This window comes from Andreesenia angusta, assembly GCF_001855385.1.
Taxonomy (GTDB): domain Bacteria; phylum Bacillota; class Clostridia; order Tissierellales; family Gottschalkiaceae; genus Andreesenia; species Andreesenia angusta.
In genome coordinates this window covers 1-19,536 of sequence record NZ_MKIE01000006.1, presented here as the reverse complement: position 1 = coordinate 19,536, position 19,536 = coordinate 1, and the positions used below count along the sequence as shown (strand labels likewise).

Here is a 19,536-nt window from a genome sequence, read left to right as displayed (position 1 = left end):
CATCTTCTAATCTATAGCTCATAACATACTGTCTTTTTTTCATTTTTAGATATTTTTATATTTAAGTTATGAGACTTTAATATTTTTAGAGTGCTATCGTGCGGATGGTTGTAGTTTTTACTCGTTCCTGCTGATATAAAAGCTTCTGTTGGCTTTAAAATTCTAATAACATCATTATCAGTCCCAGTATAACTTCCATGATGAGCCACCTTGAGAACACTTTTTTTACTATAATTAGTATCTACATAGAAGTATTTGCTTTTAATTATACTGCTACTTAAGTCTCCTGTTAGATAGGCACTATACCCTCCATGTCGTATACACATACCTATAGAACTGTTATTTATATCAGGTGAAACTCTGCTATTAGCAGTATCATTGTCAGGATTTTTGAAGCAAATTTTCGTATTACCCTCGGTGATACTGCCCGGAGTATTTAAATTGTGCCAGTTTCTTATATTATTTTTAGCTGAAGTCATGAGTTCGTAGACAGCTTTTGTCGGATGAATGTAGTCTTGATTTATGATGAAATTTTCTATTTGAAAGAATTCTTCATCCAGAATGTATTTAAGTCCCCTAATATGATCTATATGCTTATGAGTTACTATAACACCCTTTATTTTATTTTCTGCCAATCGATGCCATTTAAGAATTTTTTTTACTTCAGTTATAAACTCATTCGCACCTTTTACTCCATAAAAGTTTGTATCTATTATATAGGCATTTCCGCTTGATGCTACAAAAAGCATCGAATCTCCTTGTCCTACATTAAAGCAATATAAATATGCTCTGTCAAGTAAGCATACTTTTGATTGTAAGTATTCGTAGACGTCTTTTCCTGACCTAGAAACATCTCCTTTTATATCGAATTCTTCAAACGGAGATGTCTCCCGATTGCCTCTGAAAATATCATTATCTGTGGATATAGTTGTTTCTCTAGTATCAAATATATTCATATATTCTATATTTTTTTTCGAAATTTTGTAGTAAGCACCTTGAATAACCGTTCCTTTCAAGTATCTTTTTCCAGTTATAGGGATGTCAGGATAGAATGATTTATAAAAACTATCCTCTAGTAATTCATAAGACACCTTTATGTTTCTTAGATGAAACGGAGGAAAAAACTCCGAGTCAATCACGGGTATTACTCTCAAAATGAAAGTTTCTGAATTGATCGGAGTGATTTCATCGATGGAAAATTCTATGTATTTATTGTCCTTAATTTCAGTGTTCATTTAGCACTTCCTTTTGAAATGTGAAAAGACGAGGTGCTCCTCGCCTTGTATCACGCTCTTGCTACTGCTACTTCTCTTTGCTTTTGATATCAAATATTATTGCCCAGTCATCAGGAGCTACATTTTCAGAAAAAACATTTTTGGGGTCAAAGTGGACTCTCCAAGGTCTTGCAGACAGCCCTTCTACTTCTCCCATATCAGTCAAGTCGAATTCTTGGCGAGCCAGAAGCTTTCCGTCCTTGCTTATAACTGCAAGCGGAGTCTCTTTAAGCATTACCGGTCTTTCCAATCCATTTCTGAAGAAAAAGCTGACCTCCAGCCCTTCATCTGTTCTGAACGCATATATCCCCGATACGTTTATGTCATTTTTCTTTATCGACTTGCAGTCTTTAAGCTCCTGTTCAAGCTGATTTCTCTCCATGTCGGATGTCCTTGCATCCTCTTCTGGATGAATGGACAGTCTCAGCTCCACGTATTCTTGAGTCGGTGCTGCTTCGCCTTCATTTTTTTGCCCTTCATATTCTTTTCCCGATGAATCGTATTCTGCTTGGTTCGATTTGTCGCTTGATTGTCTTCCTTTGAATATTTTACCTATGACTCCCACTCTTGCGCCTCCTTCTTTGCAATGGAATATGTCTTCTCCGTTTTAGCTCTATTCTCCACTGTAAAGTACTTCTCCGCCCTTGTTTATATATGTCCATTTATCATCTTTTGTTACCTGTGCCACTCCGTTTTCAAAAGCACCCGCCATAGTGAACTGCTCTTTTATAGCCATCTTCCCGCTATTGTCTATATATCCATAGCCTTTCTCTGTCTTAACAGCCGCAAGCCCTTCTGAGAATTCGCCTGTCTCATCATACTTTAGTTCTATAGCTATCTTCCCATCATTGTCTACATAACCTTTTTTCCCGTCCTTAGACACTGCCGCGAGTCCTTCAGAGAAATTTCCTGCTGTCTCAAACTCTGGCTTTATCGCTGTGTTTCCTTTTTCATCTATATATCCCCACTTGCCTTCAACCACGATAGGAGCCAGTCCTTCCTTGAATTCTCCAACAGTCTGAAACTTCGGCTCTATCACTATTTTCCCGGTATTGTCCATGAAGCCGTACTTGTCTCCTTTCTGGATTACAAAAAGCTCCTTCTTTCCGTCCTCTGCTCCCGAGGAGCATGCTGTCATACCAAGTGTTCCGATTATCATAATACTAGCTAAAGCTAGGCTAAACATTCTCTTTTTCACAAACTTTCCTCCTTAAAGCCCTTTCCAGCGCTATGTACAAGGGAGCTAGCCACATTGTCAGTAGCTAGCTCCCTTTTTTGTATTCTCTCTACAAGCCTTTCAAAGCTCGGCTTGTGTTTCAATCTTAGTTATAATATTCTAAGCTTCTATCTCCGATATTATACATCTAGACCATCAGCAGCTAAGTTATCTCCAGCAGATAGGTTTCCTGCGCTGTCGCTAGTAAATCCAGCTGCTATAGCAAGAGTATCCGCAGCTACTAGACCGTCTGTAGCTAGAATTACATTCTCGAACTGAGCTGCATAAGCGTCAGTCAACGTTATAACAAGTGTAGTATTGTTCTGAGCTACAGCCGATTTTATGCTGGCAGCATTGAACGCTGGAACTAGTTGTGCTTGAGAGTCAACAAACGAAACCTTAGTCGCATCTAATTGACCTTTTATATCAGTAACTCCTAGAACTTGTCCAGCTCCGTCATAAAGAGTGTTGAAGTCTGCTCCAGTAAGAGTTATCGTGTTAGCTGCGTCATTATAAACTGCATTTGTGATAGTAGCAGTAGGCGCTGTAGATCCGAAGTATATTGATACAGCTGCAGAGTCTGCACTAGCAAGAGCGTTGTTTGTTCCTCTTAGCACTCTAGCTGTTATGTTGCTAACTGCATCAGCTCCTGTCAAAGTTTGTAGGTTAGCTGCGCTTATCGAAACAGCCACGCTAGTTCCTTCTTCTCCAGCCGCTACTGTGTGTGTTCCTATTACGATGTTTCCTCCGTCACGAACTTGAAGAACATCTCCAGGTGCTGCATCAGCAGGTAGTGTTACGTTCATATTTAGAGCTGCGTTGTCCTCAGCCGCATTTATAGCTCCATCTTGCCATGCTGCAGATTGAGTCGCAAGAGCGTCTATCGCAGGTGCTCCTGAAGCTACAGATGATACGTATACTGTACGAACTGCTGAAGCCGCTGAAACAGCTCCTCCATTTTCAACTGTACGGAATTCGAATGTGTGAACCCCTTGAGAAAGTCCTGCTATAGTAGCGTCGAAGTCTTCAGAAGTTTCGTCGAAAGCTCCGTCATCTGTAGTAACTGTAACTCCATTAGTTCCAGAGTTAACCCATGCTCCACCGTCTATTCTCACTTGTACTCCTGAAACTCCAGCATTCGCATTTGCAGTTCCTTCGAATGTTACAGTGCTTACTGGGAATACTGTGTTGTTTGCAGGCGCAACATTAAGCGTTATTGTTGGAGCTGCAACTGCAGGAGATATAGCTAGTCCTGTTTGGTTTCCTTCATTTCCAGCTAGGTCAGCAACTGTTTGAGCAAGCACAGCCCCAGCATTAAGAGCATCTCTAGTGTAGACTGTTACGTCTGTATATGCTCTAGGGTTGACATCTGAAACCTCAACTGCAATTACAGGATTGTTAAGTCCTCCACCGTTAGTTACAGTGTAATTAGCTATCTTAGCAGCATCTGCACGATCTATTGGCTCGTTGAATCTTATAACGAAACTTGTTCCTCCAACTACACCAATCGTCTGAACTGCAGCTGTAGGACGAACAATGTCAACATTTACAGCTGTGTCACTTCCAGCTAGGTTTACATCATTTCCAGCTAGGTCAGTTACTCCAGTCTGAGCAGTCCAAGTCAGCGCTGCTGTTTGTATAACACCATCAGTAGCAAAAGTCTTTCCACCGTCTACTGAAGCTTTAGCTGTGAAAGTTATAGTTAAAAGTGTTTGATCTCCAACTGTAGTAGCTGTGAAAGTGTTTCCTGTCCCTAGTACTACGTTAGAGTATTCGCCTTCAGCATCTTGAAGACGTACTATATCTCCAGCCTCAAGTTTCATTTCCTCGTTGAAAAGCATTTGAACTTTGTCTCCAGAGTCTAGCTCGTTAGGGTTTCCTGCATCTTTCATAGTAGTTTGAATTGCAAGAGGTGCTACAGTATCAGGGTTAGCTGGAAGGACTATTTTAGCGCTTCTTGCTGTTCTAGACTCAACTCCTGTTACTGGGTTCTTAACAACTATACGGTATACATAAGCTCCGTCAGATAGGTTCTTGTCATCGTAACGAAGAGTCTCAGTTCCTGCAACTGTTCCAACTGTTACCCATTGCTCGTCTCCAGCTGCTATGTCATCTATAGTTCCGTCTATTCCGTCAGGACCTAGTGTTGACGCACGTTGTACTGTATAAACTGTAGATGTTGGGTTCAATGTTCCATTTGCATGTACTCCACGTAGGAAGTCTACTCTTACATCGTTCATAGTAGCTCCACTGTCAAGGTTACGTACATTTACTGTAGGTGCAGCTGCTGGTGCTTCGAATCCTGTCTCAGTAGTTATATTGAATGTAGACACTCCGTCTGCACTTGTGTTGTAGCTTACTGCTAGTACATCTCCTGCGTTTATTATCTGTTCGAACTGATCTTTAGTTATCTCTACTCCGCCTACTTGATACTTATCGTTTGCATCGTAGCTGTATAGGTTTCCTGCGCCATCTACAAATGAGTCTATATCAGTGAATACGAATCCACCTGCTGTATTAGGGTTAGAAGCTCCAAATGCTGCTTTTGCAACATAGTATCCTGTTCTTCCGCCTATTCCTACTTCTTCCTTAGCTATTCCATTAGCGTCTACAGTAAGTTGGTTGTCAGCATTTGTATCTTGGAATGCTACAAGTCTTACGTTTTCAGCTCCTGTAGTGTTGTCAACTGTTACAGTTATAACTCCGTTAGCTGGTATTTCAACGTTGTTTACAAAGTTTGTTCCAGCTGCTTGTGGTGATCCGTTTACTTCTTCTATAACTGAAGTAACCGCTCCGAAATCAGCACGCATGTTGTCGTCTACATCAGTAAATTCTCCAGTTGTAGCATTGTAGTTTCCACCTTGTATTAGAGCAAGGTCAACTTTACCGTTAAGATCTTTAACGTTTATTGTGTAAGTACGCTTTCCACGGTTGATGTTAGCATCATTTGTTGCAGTAGGTGTACTTGTTTGCTTAACTTCACTGTCTGTAGTAGATACAGTTATCTTGCTGTTGAACTGTCCTGTAGTTCCTGTGAATGTTCCCGATACTTCTCCCTTGTAAGAAAGAGTATACTCTGTTCCTTGGTTTTGAGAAGTAGTAGTTAGGTATACAGACTTCTTGTCAGCTCCGAACTTAGCTTCTAAAACTGTAACTCCATTGTTTATTGTGAAATCTGCTTTGTCAACAGACTCAAGCTCTTGGTTGAACTTAACTAGTACTGACTGGTGGTTAATTGCACTTACCGACTCAACCTTAAGTTCAACTGTAGGCTCTTCGTCCTCAACTATAGTTATCTTTCCATCTTCTCCTACAGTGTACTCATATGCTGAAGATGCTATAAGTATAGCGTCTACTGCCCATGATGGCCACTGAGCTTTGTCTACAAGGCTTGTCTCAAGTAGTTCAGCTACGTCTGAAGGAAGGTTACCTTCTCCAAGTCCTAGCATTCTGTTTATCATCATAACTGTTTCCGCTCTAGTAGCCTCTCCCATTGGGTTGAAGCTTCCTTCTCCATCCCCTAGAACTAGTCCAGCTTCTGCAGCTTTCTTAACTTCTTTTGCATACCATGCACTGTCAGCTACGTCGTCGAAAGAAGTGTCTCCCTCTGAAAGTTCTTCTCCTGTAGCATTTTCGTAAGCTCTAACTACCATTGCAGCTAGTTCCGCTCTAGTTATCTTGTTTGTAGGGTTGAAGTTTCCTTTTTCATCTCCCTTTACTATCTCAGCGTCTTGAAGTCCTGCTACGAACTCGTCTGCCCATGCAGCTATCTTGTCTGCATCTTTGAAGTCTGGGTTAGATCCTTCTAGCTCAAGAGCTCTACCTACCATAACAGCGATTTCCTGTCTAGTTATCTTTGAGTTTGGCATGAACTCTTTTGATTCATTTCCTTTGATATACTGAGGACCGTTTAGCACCTCTGGTGTTTCTGTCTCTGCAAAAGCTCCGCTAACTGTTCCAACAGCCATTGCCGAAGCTAGTGCTAATGAAAGAATTCTTTTTTTCATTATGTTTGTACCCCCTTAGATATTTATATAATTTCTTTTCTTTCTTGAACACGGAAGTATATGTACATTACCTCCAATATCGCCGATCTTCCGACCAGCAATAGTTCTCCCATTGTTACAAGGTCAATTATAACACGGAGAACTTACATGGTCAACTTTTGATTACAATATTATTTCAAAATCAGACCTTGGTATTTTTTTACCCTCTTTTCGAAAGTTTAAGCATATTTTTTTAAATTCCGTACTCTCCTTTAAGGTCTACTCTCATGTAGTCGATTATCCTCTCCACAAGAGCCGCTGCCTCTGCACGGGTAAGTGTACCTTTCGGCATAAAGTTCCCTCCATACCCACTCATTATATCGACCTGATTTACAGAGTATACAGCTTTTTTTGCCCAGATCGAAATGTTTTTGTCGTCTCCGTAGCTTGTGTAGAACGGAAGGTTCGGCGCCAGTCGCTCTATCCCGAGTGCCCTCGCTATTATGACAGCTGCCTCTTCTCTTGTAAGGTGTTCTTCTGGTCCGAACCTGTTATCTCCAACTCCGTTCATGATCTTTCTGTCTCGCACGTTTTGAATGTAGTCGTAGTTGGGGTGTCTCTTACTGACATCCTCGAACTTAGGCTCTCCCCCTGCTGTCTGCTCTCTTGTGCTGTCTTTTTCCATTCCCTCCAGCCTGAGCGACTTTACAAGCCACACGGCAAACTCCTCTCGGGTTATGTTCTTGTCCGGCAGAAAATACTTCTGCTGTATGCTGGCAGCCTGAAGTCCCGCCAGCTTCTTTATATACATCTCGCCCCAGTGGGTCTTTATATCCACATACCTTGGAATATAAAGCTGCTCCTGTGTAGGCGTGGTCCTGTAGCTTGTGGCTCCACTCCCTATATTTCTGTAGTTGTTTGGGTTCTCTCCCAGTATGGGAAGGTTGTAGTCGTACTTCATAACAGTCTCGTCGCCTTCGGACAATGTGTATATCCCGTCGAAACTGGAGACAGTGTTTGTGTGAGGTATATATGCGTCCTTTACTGTCTTGTTTATGGATACCTGCGTGTCTACTGTCCCACTCCATGGACCTGCTCCTGCTTCACCCTCTGGATCTTCCGTGTTCGTGCTCTCATTCGGCTCATAATCTAACTCATACCTCAATACCTGTTTCTCTGTAGCTCCCCAAAACTGGTCGAATCCAAATGTATTGCCTGTTATAGTCTGTGTGAGTTCTGCTTCATCTTCGTTTACAGCGTATACTTTCTTTCCGTTCCAGCTTCCCTGGTAGTGGGTCACCATGGGCTGGTTGTCGTCGACTGTAGAATTGTGGAACTGATACTCCACCAGTTCGTATTCGTCTCCATCTGCCTCTATCTCTTCTTTGTACTTTGTAATCTTGTTCACCTCTACAACCTGAGTCTTGTCCTCGGAAGGTGAAAGCTCTCTTGCAAGTGTCAGGTTTCTGCTGAGAGTTATGCCTTTCTCTATGTTTTCAAGTTCGTATTTGTACCTTATGGACTTGGCAGCCACTTTTGTTTCAAGTGTTCCCGCGAGTTCTACAGGCTCTCCTGTTATATAGATCACTTCCTTGTAGGACTTGCTCTTTGAGCTGTCTCTTTCGTTACGCCTTATTCCGCCTTCGAATCCGGTTCCTCCTCGCTGGGCTTCAGATGCTATCGGCGACAGCAGCATAATGGCCGCCAGTGCTACACTCACTACTCTCTTCATGTTTTCACTCCTATCTAACTATTATTGTATGTCCAGTATTTACGTCCGTTATTACATCTACACTGGCTCCGTCTTTTACGCGGTCAAGCCTTGAAGGCACTCCGTTCACCAGCACTATAGCATTCGAGAAGTCGAATGTCATGGACTTAACTCCTGTGCTCCAGCCATTTCCGGTCCAAGTCCTTACATCTGTCAATGTTACAGTTTCATTGTTTAAGTTCTTGCCACTGACTTTTCCGGTTCTTATGTCCCCAAGATTTGGCCTGTTATAGTCTTCACTGTATACCTGCATAGAGAGTATGTCTCCCGTGCTGTTTGTCACTATTTTGGCTTTGGGCTTTTCTCCCTGCTTGTAGTATCTTGTGAAGAACTCGTCTTGGCTGAGCTTTGTCTTTCCAGGTACAAGCTGTATAACCGCATCTGTAGGCAAATTCAGCGTCTCTACAGGAGGCGATGACACAGTGCTTCCCTGCACCTTTTGCGAGGCCGTACCGGAAACCTCTATACTCTGCCCTATAAGGTTCACATCCACTATTCTGGTGCTGTAGACTGTAAATGGATACTCTGAAACGTCTACCCCCTCTACTACGATAACCGCAGCTGTGTTTCTGCCCTGATGTGTGTAGACTGTGACAGTGTCTCCGCTCTTTATGGTGGCCGGACTTACAAGCCTACCCTCCTTCAGGACTATGGTGCTGTTGTTATAGTAGACGTTCTGATTGGATGGAATCGACACAACTCCGTTTGAAACTTTGCTTACAACGCCGCTGTACCTGTACTCGCCTACTTCTTTCAGCACTATTCTGGTTATTTCCTCTCTGCCGTTTACGACTTCCGTGTAAAGATATACGTCCTTGTTCTCTTTCAGCGCATTCTCTATATAGGTCCTCTGCTGCTCTTTGTATGTTGCGTAGTCTTCAAAAGTGTTTCTAGATATCAGTATATCTGTAGTTCCCGACTCGTCTGTGGCGTATATGTCTGCCCTGTCGTTTATCGGAAGTGTCCTTTCTTCGGAAAGCTCTTCCCACTTGCTTGTTCCGTCCAGCAGACTGCTGTCTCCCAGCCTTATCTCGTCCTTGTTTCTGTTATAGTAAAAAATCCTTCCTTTATATATGCATTTAACCGTTCTAGTCTTATGGGGTGAAAGCACTATTTTTGCTATGGACTTTGAAGTGTCCGAGAAGTAGATGGTGGCACTGTCCCCGTCTCTTATGCTGGAGAAGCTCACCACTGCCCCATCCTTGTACACTGGCGCATTCGGCACTGCAGATAAGTCGTAAGTCTCGGTGCTTCCACCGTCTTTGGCCAGCACCAGCTTCTTGCCTGCTTCCGACTTGGAGACCACTATTCCTGTGTCGAAATAGTCTCCAACCGCTATGTTTCCGCCTCCCCCAAGTCCGCCTTCTGGAACTGTTATCTCCAGCTTGTATATCTTGCTGTCCATCATATGGAACACTCCTTGCATGCCTGCTACAAGGTCAGACATCTCTTCCGACTTCCCGTTTACGCTTAAAACAGCGCCTTCAGCCAGTGGATACCTGTATTTCTGTCCATTTGAACCCTCTAAAAGCAGCATGTCCTCGTACTTTCCAAGCAGCTTTCCCTCAAGACGCTTTTCCTGGGCTGTGGAGTCTGTAGCTAGCGCCGCCTCTCCCAAAGGGGATATGTAGAAGTCCAGCATCTGCCCCACTCTTATGTTTTCCTGGTTTGAAAGCCGCTTTCCTATATACGTAAGCAGCCCTCTTTCATACTTTGCGTCTCCGTCTGAGGCCGACTGCGTGTAGAACTCCACTGTCTTGTTGTCGGAGTTTCTGATTTGCACCGTCCTCTTGCTTATGGACTTTCCGTCTTGCGTGGTGCTTTCATGCTCTATCTTGATAACTTTTCCCGTCTCCAGCTTGTAGCCCTGCTCTTTTAATTTCTCTTTTCTTGCATTGTAAAGTATCTGCCCCATCTCGGCCCTTGTAAGTGTCCCCTTTGGAGCAAATTCGTTTCTGTCGTTTCCGTTCATATATCCGTTCTGAACTACGGCCTCTATATATGGGATGTACTTCTCTCTTATCGCTTCCCAGTCTTTAAAAGTGGCTACAGCCTGCTGGGAATTTCCTGTAACTCCCTCCGGCGAAATGGCCCTGCCTAGCCAGTAGGCCGCAATTTCCCTAGACGCTGGCTGCCCCCACGTGTACTTCCTCTTCACTTTTTCTGCAAGCTCTGATTCTATGTTCTTCAACTGTGACGCTGTAAGCCTCTTGTTGCTGTAGCTCCCAAGCTCTTTGGCCACTTCGCTGTCTATCTTTTGCTGTGTAGATTCTGTCACCGGGTTTATATTCGCAAGCTCTTTGTCGTCCAGTATTCCTGCCGACTCGGCCACACTTATAGCCCCCATCACATTGTAGTGGTACGGGTTCAGTATCTTGTATCCAGCTGTATCCAGCGGCTTTGCAAGCTTTAGCCCCTCGGCCTGTGCCTCGTCTTCCAGCCCCATAAGTCTGACTATAAGGAGGAGTGCTTCTTCTTTTGTAAGGCTTCTCTGCGGCATATATGCCCCTCCGCCTGTACCTTTCATCATTCCAAGCGACCCCATTGTATAGACGGCATCGCTGGCCCAGTGGTTTTTCATGTCTTTGAAGTTTGCATTTTCATACTTTTCCCTGTAACCTGTCTCTCCCGGATACTCCGGTATGTTGTCCCCCTGCTCCGCAAGCCCTATAGCAGAGCCCGAAGTCAGTGCTATCGCAAGTGCAATTGAGACGAATCTTTTTTTCCTGTTCAATTGAATACACCTTCTTTCAAATTTTATAGGGCGGAGATTTCTCCCCGCCCCGGTTTATCCTATTTTTTTCTTTATCTCTTCTATATCGCTCCAGTTTTGGGCAGTTATTATGCTTATGTTAGACACGCTCTTCTTAATGCCTTTTATATCGCCCGAAACAGTGGCCATGTTGTACTCTAGATTTTCTATTCTGACCGAATCCACTTTTGTTCTCTCTTCAATGGCGTTCAGCATCTGTCCATGCTCTTTCAGCGTAGACTCCATTCCGTCAAGCCTTCGATCCACGCCGTCAAGCCTTTGGTCTATGCCATCAAGCCTTTTCTCTACACCCTCAAACCTTCTGTTCATCTCGCTCATTTCTGATTTCATTTCTTTTAGCAACTTCAGTATCTCTTTTTCCACGGCGATCACTCCTTTCCTATATAATATCACAACTCTGCTATTTTCCAAATGCCATATAGTATCCGCTTCTCTTTACGTTGCTGTCCAGCTTGTAGACTTCTTTCTTGTGTACATCGCTGTAGACTCTGCTGTATACGCTCTTCTCTCGCACAGCCGCCATCTCTCCTGGCTTGTAACTATAGTGCCCAATGTCTGAAAGCAATGGTTTGTCCACATAGACTGCAAATATCATTCCCTTTACATTCTCCAGCGCTGTGTTGTTTGCTCCGCTTCCCACAGTGTACTCTATCTTCACACCTTGGTTTTGAGCTGTATATCCGGATGGAGCGTATTTCAGAGCTGTAGACTGCTCTCCTCCAAACAGCTTTGTTATCTTTACTTGAAGTATCTCGCCGTCTTTGTACTCCCTTTCGCCGCTCTTCAGCGTGCTCAGCGCCGACTTTATCTCGAAGTCTCTGTGCTTAAGGCTCAGTATTCCGTTTCCACTTTTGTTTACAACAGCTGCAGGAATGTTGAGTGTTATAGTCCTGTAGTTTGTATATTTTACAGCTATGAAGTCGTGTGCATAGTCTTCTGTAGTGTATTTTTTAGAGTAGTTCACTGTTATATTTCCGCCCGACTCCAGCACCTGAGACTCGGTCTCTGTATCGTCTTCAAACTCCCCATCCTGACTGTCGTCTTCCGGCTTAAGAGTTGTCGTATTGGCCTCTGCAAATCCTTGAGACTGGCCGTACTGGTTAAGCGCCCATAGCCTGAAATAGTACTTCTTGTTCGGCTCCAGGTCTCTAACCAAGTAAGAGGAAATACTGTCCTCTACTTCCCCTAGATGCTTGAAGGGACCGTTTTTAGAGTCGCTTATCTCTATTCTGTACCTAGGCCTTATTTTACTCTCATCGTCATCTAGAATCCTTTCATCCCACTCAAGCAGTATAGTTCTTCCTGGCTTAGCTGTGGCTTTAAATCCCGTGGGTTTCATAGGAAACGGTCTTATAAACGTGATTCCGTCTTTTTCTGTATCGCTTTCGCCGTTAGGGTTTGTAACTGTCACGTCCTTTTTGAGCTCGTCAACCCCGTTCGGAAGCTCTACTTTAGGTGTCAGTATCTCTATCTTGAACTGGTCTACGAACTTGACAGACTCGGCCGGAAGCTCTTCTTCGCCTATCTTGACTGTCGCTCCTTCTTCAAACCCTTTACCGATTATCTCTACCTTTTCTCCACCGATAGATCGCACTACATTAGGCACTATCTTTATGATTACCGGTGAAGCCTTGTAGGTGTATTTTACGGAATTACTCATTCCGTATTCCTTTGTATTCTCTACATATACATCCACCTCGCCAGGGCTGTCCGCTGGAGGAGCCAGTACATGAAGCGTTGTGCTGCTCTGCTCTTTTCCCGGTCCTGGATCTGGATCAAGCTCGGCCTTCACACCTCCAAACGTGACTTCCACATCTGGATATTTGAATCCACTTCCAGTTATAGTTACTTTCTCTCCGCCTATGGTAGAACCCTCGTTCGGCTCTATTGAGGTTATCACAGGATTGCTATCCGACTCCTGGTAAAAGAAATAGGCCGGTTTTTTTGGATTCCCAACAGTTATATCTGCCTTGGAGTTGGCTGACCCTCCGTCAGGATTGGTTACCATTATGGGAAGCTGCTTTCCTATGTCCTCGGGCTTTGCAGCCACAGGAGTTATTTTAAGCCAGACCGTGCTTCCTCCCTCACGGCTTGCAATCTCGTACCCTTTTCCCTGCTCGTACTTCTGGCCTCCAATGCTTACTACAGCTCCATCTGCGAAGTCCGTCACCTTTATGCTGAAAGGTTTCCCTCCGTTCACTCCAGAAGTCACACGGTAAGCTATAATCTCCTGTCCCTCTTTAACTGCACCTTTATTGTCTTCGTCTATATCCACTATTTTGGGCTTGCTGGCCGGATTCTTGACTTCAAGCCCTTTCCAGCTGGCAGTTCCTCCATCTATATTTGTGACAGTAAGGCTTATATCTTTGCCAAGCTTCAGCATAGGAGGAGTCTTAACAGTTATTTGGGTTCCTTCCGTATTTACAGCGGCTTTTATGGCCATCTGTCTTGTGGCTATAAGCTTGTCTCCGTCTACCTCTACTTTTATTCCCTCGGAGATGTCTGCTGTTCCGGAAGTCCTAAGAGATACATACAATGGCTCACCCGGGGTTATGCTGGCTGATACATTTCCACTGGTAGATGCTCCTGCCCCGAAGCCTTCGCCAGTTTTTATGACTTCTATGTTTTTGTCCCCTCCATCTTTTCCACTTGGATAGTAATCCACTTTGAAGTTATCCATTTGAAGGGTCGTAACGCCGCTTCCAAATATGTCCTCAGACTTGCTCTCCGCTCCGAACTGCACCTCTATCTCCATCTCGACTTTTTCACCTTTTGAAGGGTTGGCAGATTTATAATCAGAGCTCTTAGCTTTCATGAACCCGGTTCCCTCTATATATATCTCCCTGCCCCCGTTTTTAGGGATCACACTTTCGTATACCTTGGTTATATTGGGTTCGGAGGATTTATATGTGAAGCCTTTTTCTTTTACAGCTATCCCGGCGGCATCTCTTGGATTCGTTACTATTACATCTACTGATCCAGCTTCTTTTGCAGCAGGAGTCTTGACGTAGAGAATAGCCGTGTAATATTCATCATTTTTATTTTTCTCCCACTCCGTCTTTATAGCCTCTGTTTCTTCTGGATATGGGGCTAAACTTCCCCCGAAATACACTTGTGGAAGCTTATCTGTTTTTACGAATGGCCCTATCTTTATGCTAACAGTCTCACCACCGCTCAAAACCCCTGTAGCATCTCCTGTCGCAGTATTTTTGATTTCAGTTATTTCCGGTTTGGTCTCTCCCGACTCCAGATATTCAAAGCCATCTTCTAGCTTGTCCCATCCAGTATCTTTGTTATAAACCACAACATCTACTTTCTCTGCTGTCACATACGGAGGAGCTTTTACCACTAGCTTTTTTCCATCCCCACTTATGCTCACCACTTCAGCTTTTCTTCCGCCGAATAGAACTATTATTCCCGACTTGAAGTTTTCACCGGTCAGCGTAACATTTATATCGGTCCCTTTTATAGTGTAACTAGGATTCACTTCTTTTATTTTTACCGTTTCTACTCCTGGAGGATTTCTATATTCGAACTTGTATGTCTTATCTGAAACAGCGCCACCTTCACTTTTAACCGAAATACTTTTAGGCCCTGTTTTCATATAAGCCTCATCTCCAGTGAATTTATCTTTTAGTTGATTGTTTTGCTCAACTAAACTCGGTATTTCAAAATAGATTATCTTTCCATTTTGCCATATATCGTCTGACCCAGGTGTAATTTCTATCGTCTCACCTTTTCGGCTTCCCTGAATTATTACCTTAGACCCTTGCTTAAAACCCTCTCCATGTATATATACAGGTGTCCCCGGACCACCTTCTTCCGGGAATATTCCTCCTACAAGGTCTGGTTTTGAATCATCATCTATATACTCAAAAGTTTCATCCGCTACCGACACTCCATCTAATTGGTAGTTGTAGGATGTCAGGCCACACTTATCTCCTGATGGACTTTTTCTTATTATCTGAACAACTTTAGATCCTATAGAGCCACCAGGTGCCTTAAATTTCAAAGTCTGAAATTCAATATTTTCCGAGTTAGCTAAGTAAGTTATATCCGCATCTTTTACCCTATGTCCGTCCACAGTCAGTATTAACTCTGATTTTTCTAGAGGTATTTTCTTACCTACTATAGTTACTTCAGTGCCTCCCTTGAAATTTATTCTTTCTGGAGTTATTGACTCTATTTCCGGCCATCTACTATTCTCTATCTTTTCTTTAAATATAAAAGTCTTATCACTCTTAGTTGCACCTAAGTCAGGATTTACAACAAATATATCTCGCTCTCCCGTTTTCTCTGAACTCGGAAAAGCCACAACTATCCTATCGCCATCTTTGCTACTATTAGGTGGAACGTCTTCTATTTTTGAAATCCCATTGTATACAGTCTCTTCCTTTATATCTCCTCTATATTTAAGTAGTGCTTTTAGTTCTTCTTTCCCTTTTGCCTGTACATAGCTTTCTATGTTTTCGTAATCCTCATTATCGTCTGCATAAGACCTTTCTAGACCATATAGTTGGCTTGCAAGTCCTATTATGTCATCTTTTTTGTATTCTCCTTTTGGAACTAGAAATACTTTTGGAAGCTCTATAGGCTTACTTTCCCCAACATTATTCACCAAAAAGTAGTTTCCACTTATTTCAGCTATTACTCTTTTTTCACTTTCAGCTCCCGATGATGCTATTGGTCCTTCTAATACGCTTACTTCTGATATCTCAGGCTCTTGAAAACTTGTTATCGTAAAGTCCATACTTGCCTCTGAAGTATCCTCCAATACAAGATCGCTCCCATTATAGTACTTATCTACGACTTCTAAGTATAGCTTTGGACTAGGTTCTTCATCTCTATAAGGTAATCTTACCTTTATATTTAGCTTCTGTACTTCTGGAGTATTAGTTATCAAACTGTTTAATATAGTTTGAGCATTAGTCCCATTTTCAGATATAGCCCCATCCATAGGATCTCCATCAGCATTAAATATTTCAAACGTTCCATAACTATTTGATCCTACTCTCACTCTGAGTGTTCGCTCTCTTTTGTTGGCTGTTGCTACCCAGTGGCTTGGCGTATTGCTTGGTTCCACCTCTCTTGTAAAAGTAAGCCTACTTTTGTCGTTAGTCCTAGCTATGGAAGTCTCTTCACTTTTATTATTCAGTATGTCCTGAAAATGTTTCCCTTGTATGGCTAGATTAACTATAGTATTTTCTCTACCTTCTTTGTCAGAAAGATTTTCATCTATTACTATTTCTCTTCTATCTGCATAGAAAAAATACGCTTTGTCACTTTCTCCTTCCACAGTTACATGTTTGCCTGCAACTTTTATAGGGACTTTTTTATCTTCATTGTCCGCTATTTCAGGAGGGCTTACTATTATACTTTCATACTCTTTCCCTTGGATAGTTACTTTCTCGCCTTTTTTATACGTTGCTTCTTTATCTCCAAATGCAACTTTCATTCCATTGTACAAATTTTCTCCAGCAACTATTACATCTGTTTTATCAGAGCCCAGTCTTGGAGCAATCCTGTGAATTTTTATATCATCTGGCCCTGGATTTACAGTTATAAATTTGTAGCTTGAATGAGATGTTGCATCTTTGTATAGATCATTAGACACTATCAGTTCATACTCTGACGGTTCTGCATTTACAGTCAATTCTATTTTATTATTACTCGAGGATGCAAATATCTCACCTATAAAAATTGGATCTAAATTATTTTCTTTTTTCAGATAAACTTTTAAACTCTCAGCAGCAACTTTTTTTGTATTTAAAAGAAATTCAAATTTCAATTCCCCTCCTTTCTCAACTTGAACCCCAGTATTCGCAATAGATATATAGTCTATTATACTTCCGACTATCAATTTTTTTGGATCGTCTTCGTCCCAGCTAGTTTTTTTATCTCCATCTATCTCATAAGTTATCTCAGGATAAAATTCTTCTCCAGGCTCGATTACTTGTCCAGATCCTAATTTTAGCGTCATATTCGTCCCAGTTTCATCTACTTCTGGGGGATTTACAATCCCAAGCTGACCACTTTTTCTATCCTTACCTTTATGGAGGATTACCTTGACATTTTTAGCTTCTTTGAGCTTATCTAAGTTCCCTCCACTAAGCTCTACGACTTGAATTTTTTCTTCCGTAACTTTATCTTTATCATCCACATTTCTCTCTACTGTTCTCTTCACGGTAATATTATTCACATAGGGATCATTCGCCGCATAAGCGCTTATCTCCCCAAACGGCAACATACCCATCACCATTGCAAACACCAGCAACAGCGACAGCAGTTTTTTCTTTATCATTTTTCTACCTCCTTATGTATTTCATTATTCTATCTGTAAACTCCTCAAAGTCACATAGATTATTCTCTATAACGCCTCTGAGTATTTCCATGTTCAGCTTCTGGTAGCTATGGACCGCTATATTCCTAAATCCTATCATGGCCTTTAGCTTTTTCAGCATGTCGCCGTCTATTATCCCCACTTCTTCGAGCGCTTCTATAGCGTCTCTGCTGTTTTGGGGGATTCCAAGCTTCTGCGTAACCACTATATGCATGGATATATCCTGTACAGCTACAAGAGCCCTCTGAATATTCATGATTATCGAGTCCTGCTTTGTATTGTCTTTCAGATTGTCCGGATTCCCGTCATACACATCTCTTGCTCTTTCTAAACACCGTTCTATCGTTCCCACCTTGTTGAAAATCATACCTCTATCTATAAGTCTCACCACCCTTTCTATACAATACACCATATTGATTTTATCGGCATATATCAGTGTATCTTTTACCCAGTTTTTATTTTGAAAAATCTATTGATTTTTGCATGAGTACAATATATAATTGTAATCATAAATATAGAGCTTGTACATAATATTGTATGGGTATTTTAAGGGGGATTTATAATATGAGCAATTCAATACTAGAAAGATACAATTTAAACAAGAACCTGGCGCAGATGCTAAAGGGCGGGGTTATAATGGACGTTACAAACGCAGAGCAGGCAAAAATAGCTGAAGCTGCCGGTGCTTGCGCAGTTATGGCGCTTGAGAGAGTTCCTGCCGACATAAGAGCAGAAGGCGGAATAGCTAGAATGTCTGACCCTAAGCTTATAAAGGAGATTCAGGAAGCTGTATCGATACCTGTTATGGCCAAAGTTAGAATAGGACATTTCGTAGAGGCTCAAATACTCGAGGCGCTTGAAGTAGACTACGTGGACGAGAGTGAAGTGCTTACTCCTGCTGACGACAAGCTTCATATAGACAAGAAGACTTTCTCTGTGCCTTTCGTGTGCGGGGCGAAAAATCTTGGTGAGGCGCTTAGAAGAATCGCTGAGGGCGCTACTATGATCAGAACTAAGGGAGAGCCTGGAACTGGAGACGTTGTAGAGGCTGTAAAGCATATGAGAGCTATGAACTCTGAGATAAACAAGCTTTCTGCCATGGGCAAGGAAGAGCTTATGAACTACGCGAAAGAGCTTTCTGCTCCACACGACCTTGTTCAGTATGTTCACGAAAACAGATCACTTCCTGTTGTAAACTTCGCTGCTGGTGGAGTTGCTACTCCTGCCGATGCGGCTATGATGATGCAGCTTGGATGCGATGGAGTATTCGTAGGATCTGGAATATTCAAGTCTGGAGATCCAGCCAAGAGAGCGAACGCTATCGTAAAGGCCGTTACAAACTTCAACGATCCTTCAGTGCTTGCTGAGATATCTGAAGACCTTGGAGAAGCTATGGTCGGAATAAACGTATCTACTATGGCCGAGAAGGACAGAATGGCCAACAGAGGTTGGTAGTTTGTACAGCGGTCTAAATATAGGGGTGCTTGCACTTCAGGGGGCTTTTAGAGAGCACAGAGCGTCGCTGGAGTCCCTGAACGCCAGCGTGACTGAGGTCCGAAAGGCTAAGCATTTAGAGAATCTGGACGGAATAATCCTCCCTGGCGGTGAAAGCACAGCCATAGGTAAGCTACTTAACCAGTTCGAACTTATGGAACCTCTTCGCGAGAAGATAAGCGGTGGGCTTCCTGTTTGGGGAACTTGCGCCGGAATGATACTCCTTGCTAAGTCGATTGAAAACGACGACAGACGTCACCTTGATGTTATGGATATATCTGTAGTCAGAAACGGATACGGAAGGCAACTAGGAAGCTTCGGTGTAGAGCAGATTGTGCCTGCTGTTTCTGAGAAGCCTATTCCGCTTGTGTTTATAAGGGCGCCTTATATAGTGGAAGTCGGCAAAGACGTGGAAGTTGTATGCAGCGCGGACGGAAATATCGTGGCAGCAAAGCAGGACAATATGCTGGCCGTGTCTTTCCACCCGGAGCTTACGCCGGACACTTCTTTTCTAGAGTATTTCCTCAATATGTGCAAAGAACCTGCTTAGGGATTTGATATGATACCTCCAAAGTGGACAGTCTAATTAATTAAAATTAGATAATCTACTTGGAGGTATTTTTTTATGAGCAGAACACCTAAATATAGCAAAGAGATTAAAATTAAAGTATGTGAAGATTAT

At 42.7% G+C, this 19,536-nt stretch carries 11 protein-coding genes; 2 read left to right on the top strand and 9 right to left on the bottom strand.

Annotation, left to right across the window (positions count from 1 at the left end; genetic code table 11):
* Nucleotides 1-11: 11 nt before the first annotated feature.
* The 9 genes from EUAN_RS07965 to hepT form a co-directional block, all read right to left on the bottom strand.
* On the bottom strand, nt 12-1,235 hold the full coding sequence (locus EUAN_RS07965; RefSeq protein ID WP_071063469.1) for a ComEC/Rec2 family competence protein: 1,224 nt from the start codon (nt 1,233-1,235) through the stop codon (nt 12-14).
* A gap of 67 nt (nt 1,236-1,302) precedes the next feature.
* Nucleotides 1,303-1,839, bottom strand: coding sequence for an SLAP domain-containing protein (locus EUAN_RS07960; RefSeq protein ID WP_071063467.1), 537 nt, complete (start codon nt 1,837-1,839; stop codon nt 1,303-1,305).
* 48 nt (nt 1,840-1,887) lie between these two features.
* A complete protein-coding gene (locus EUAN_RS07955; protein ID WP_071063465.1) occupies nt 1,888-2,472 on the bottom strand; it encodes a WG repeat-containing protein in 585 nt (194 codons plus the stop codon).
* Between the two features lie 158 nt (nt 2,473-2,630).
* A complete protein-coding gene (locus tag EUAN_RS07950) occupies nt 2,631-6,497 on the bottom strand; it encodes an S-layer homology domain-containing protein (protein WP_071063463.1) in 3,867 nt (1,288 codons plus the stop codon).
* A 232-nt stretch (nt 6,498-6,729) separates the two neighbouring features.
* Complete coding sequence (locus EUAN_RS07945; RefSeq protein WP_071063461.1) at nt 6,730-8,208, bottom strand: S-layer homology domain-containing protein; 1,479 nt, start codon at nt 8,206-8,208, stop codon at nt 6,730-6,732.
* Nucleotides 8,209-8,218: 10 nt separating this feature from the next.
* The gene (locus EUAN_RS07940) at nt 8,219-10,981 is read right to left on the bottom strand and encodes an S-layer homology domain-containing protein (RefSeq protein WP_071063459.1); all 2,763 of its coding nucleotides are present in this window, start codon (nt 10,979-10,981) and stop codon (nt 8,219-8,221) included.
* A gap of 54 nt (nt 10,982-11,035) precedes the next feature.
* Entirely contained in the window at nt 11,036-11,383 is a 348-nt protein-coding gene (locus EUAN_RS07935; protein ID WP_071063457.1) for a hypothetical protein, read from the bottom strand.
* A gap of 37 nt (nt 11,384-11,420) precedes the next feature.
* Nucleotides 11,421-17,321, bottom strand: a complete 5,901-nt coding sequence (locus EUAN_RS07930) for an IPT/TIG domain-containing protein (protein ID WP_071063455.1) — start codon at nt 17,319-17,321, stop codon at nt 11,421-11,423.
* A gap of 4 nt (nt 17,322-17,325) precedes the next feature.
* Nucleotides 17,326-17,751 carry a type VII toxin-antitoxin system HepT family RNase toxin gene (gene hepT / locus EUAN_RS07925; protein ID WP_211266328.1) on the bottom strand — a complete coding sequence of 142 codons (426 nt, stop codon included), beginning with the start codon at nt 17,749-17,751 and terminating at the stop codon, nt 17,326-17,328.
* 173 nt (nt 17,752-17,924) lie between these two features.
* On the opposite strand from hepT, the gene pdxS reads away from it, so the two are divergent.
* Both pdxS and pdxT read left to right on the top strand, forming a co-directional pair.
* On the top strand, nt 17,925-18,815 hold the full coding sequence (pdxS, locus tag EUAN_RS07920) for a pyridoxal 5'-phosphate synthase lyase subunit PdxS (RefSeq protein WP_071063453.1): 891 nt from the start codon (nt 17,925-17,927) through the stop codon (nt 18,813-18,815).
* A gap of 1 nt (nt 18,816) precedes the next feature.
* Nucleotides 18,817-19,404 carry a pyridoxal 5'-phosphate synthase glutaminase subunit PdxT gene (gene pdxT, locus EUAN_RS07915; RefSeq protein ID WP_071063451.1) on the top strand — a complete coding sequence of 196 codons (588 nt, stop codon included), beginning with the start codon at nt 18,817-18,819 and terminating at the stop codon, nt 19,402-19,404.
* Nucleotides 19,405-19,536: the final 132 nt, after the last annotated feature.

Bases quoted from the DNA above. Each gene is read 5' to 3' on its own strand.
- EUAN_RS07930 (WP_071063455.1), bottom strand. From the start codon at position 17,321: ATGATAAAGAAAAAACTGCTGTCGCTGTTGCTGGTGTTTGCAATGGTG.
- EUAN_RS07945 (WP_071063461.1), bottom strand. From the start codon at position 8,208: ATGAAGAGAGTAGTGAGTGTAGCACTGGCGGCCATTATGCTGCTGTCG.
- pdxS (WP_071063453.1), top strand. From the start codon at position 17,925: ATGAGCAATTCAATACTAGAAAGATACAATTTAAACAAGAACCTGGCG.
- EUAN_RS07950 (WP_071063463.1), bottom strand. From the start codon at position 6,497: ATGAAAAAAAGAATTCTTTCATTAGCACTAGCTTCGGCAATGGCTGTT.
- EUAN_RS07965 (WP_071063469.1), bottom strand. From the start codon at position 1,235: ATGAACACTGAAATTAAGGACAATAAATACATAGAATTTTCCATCGAT.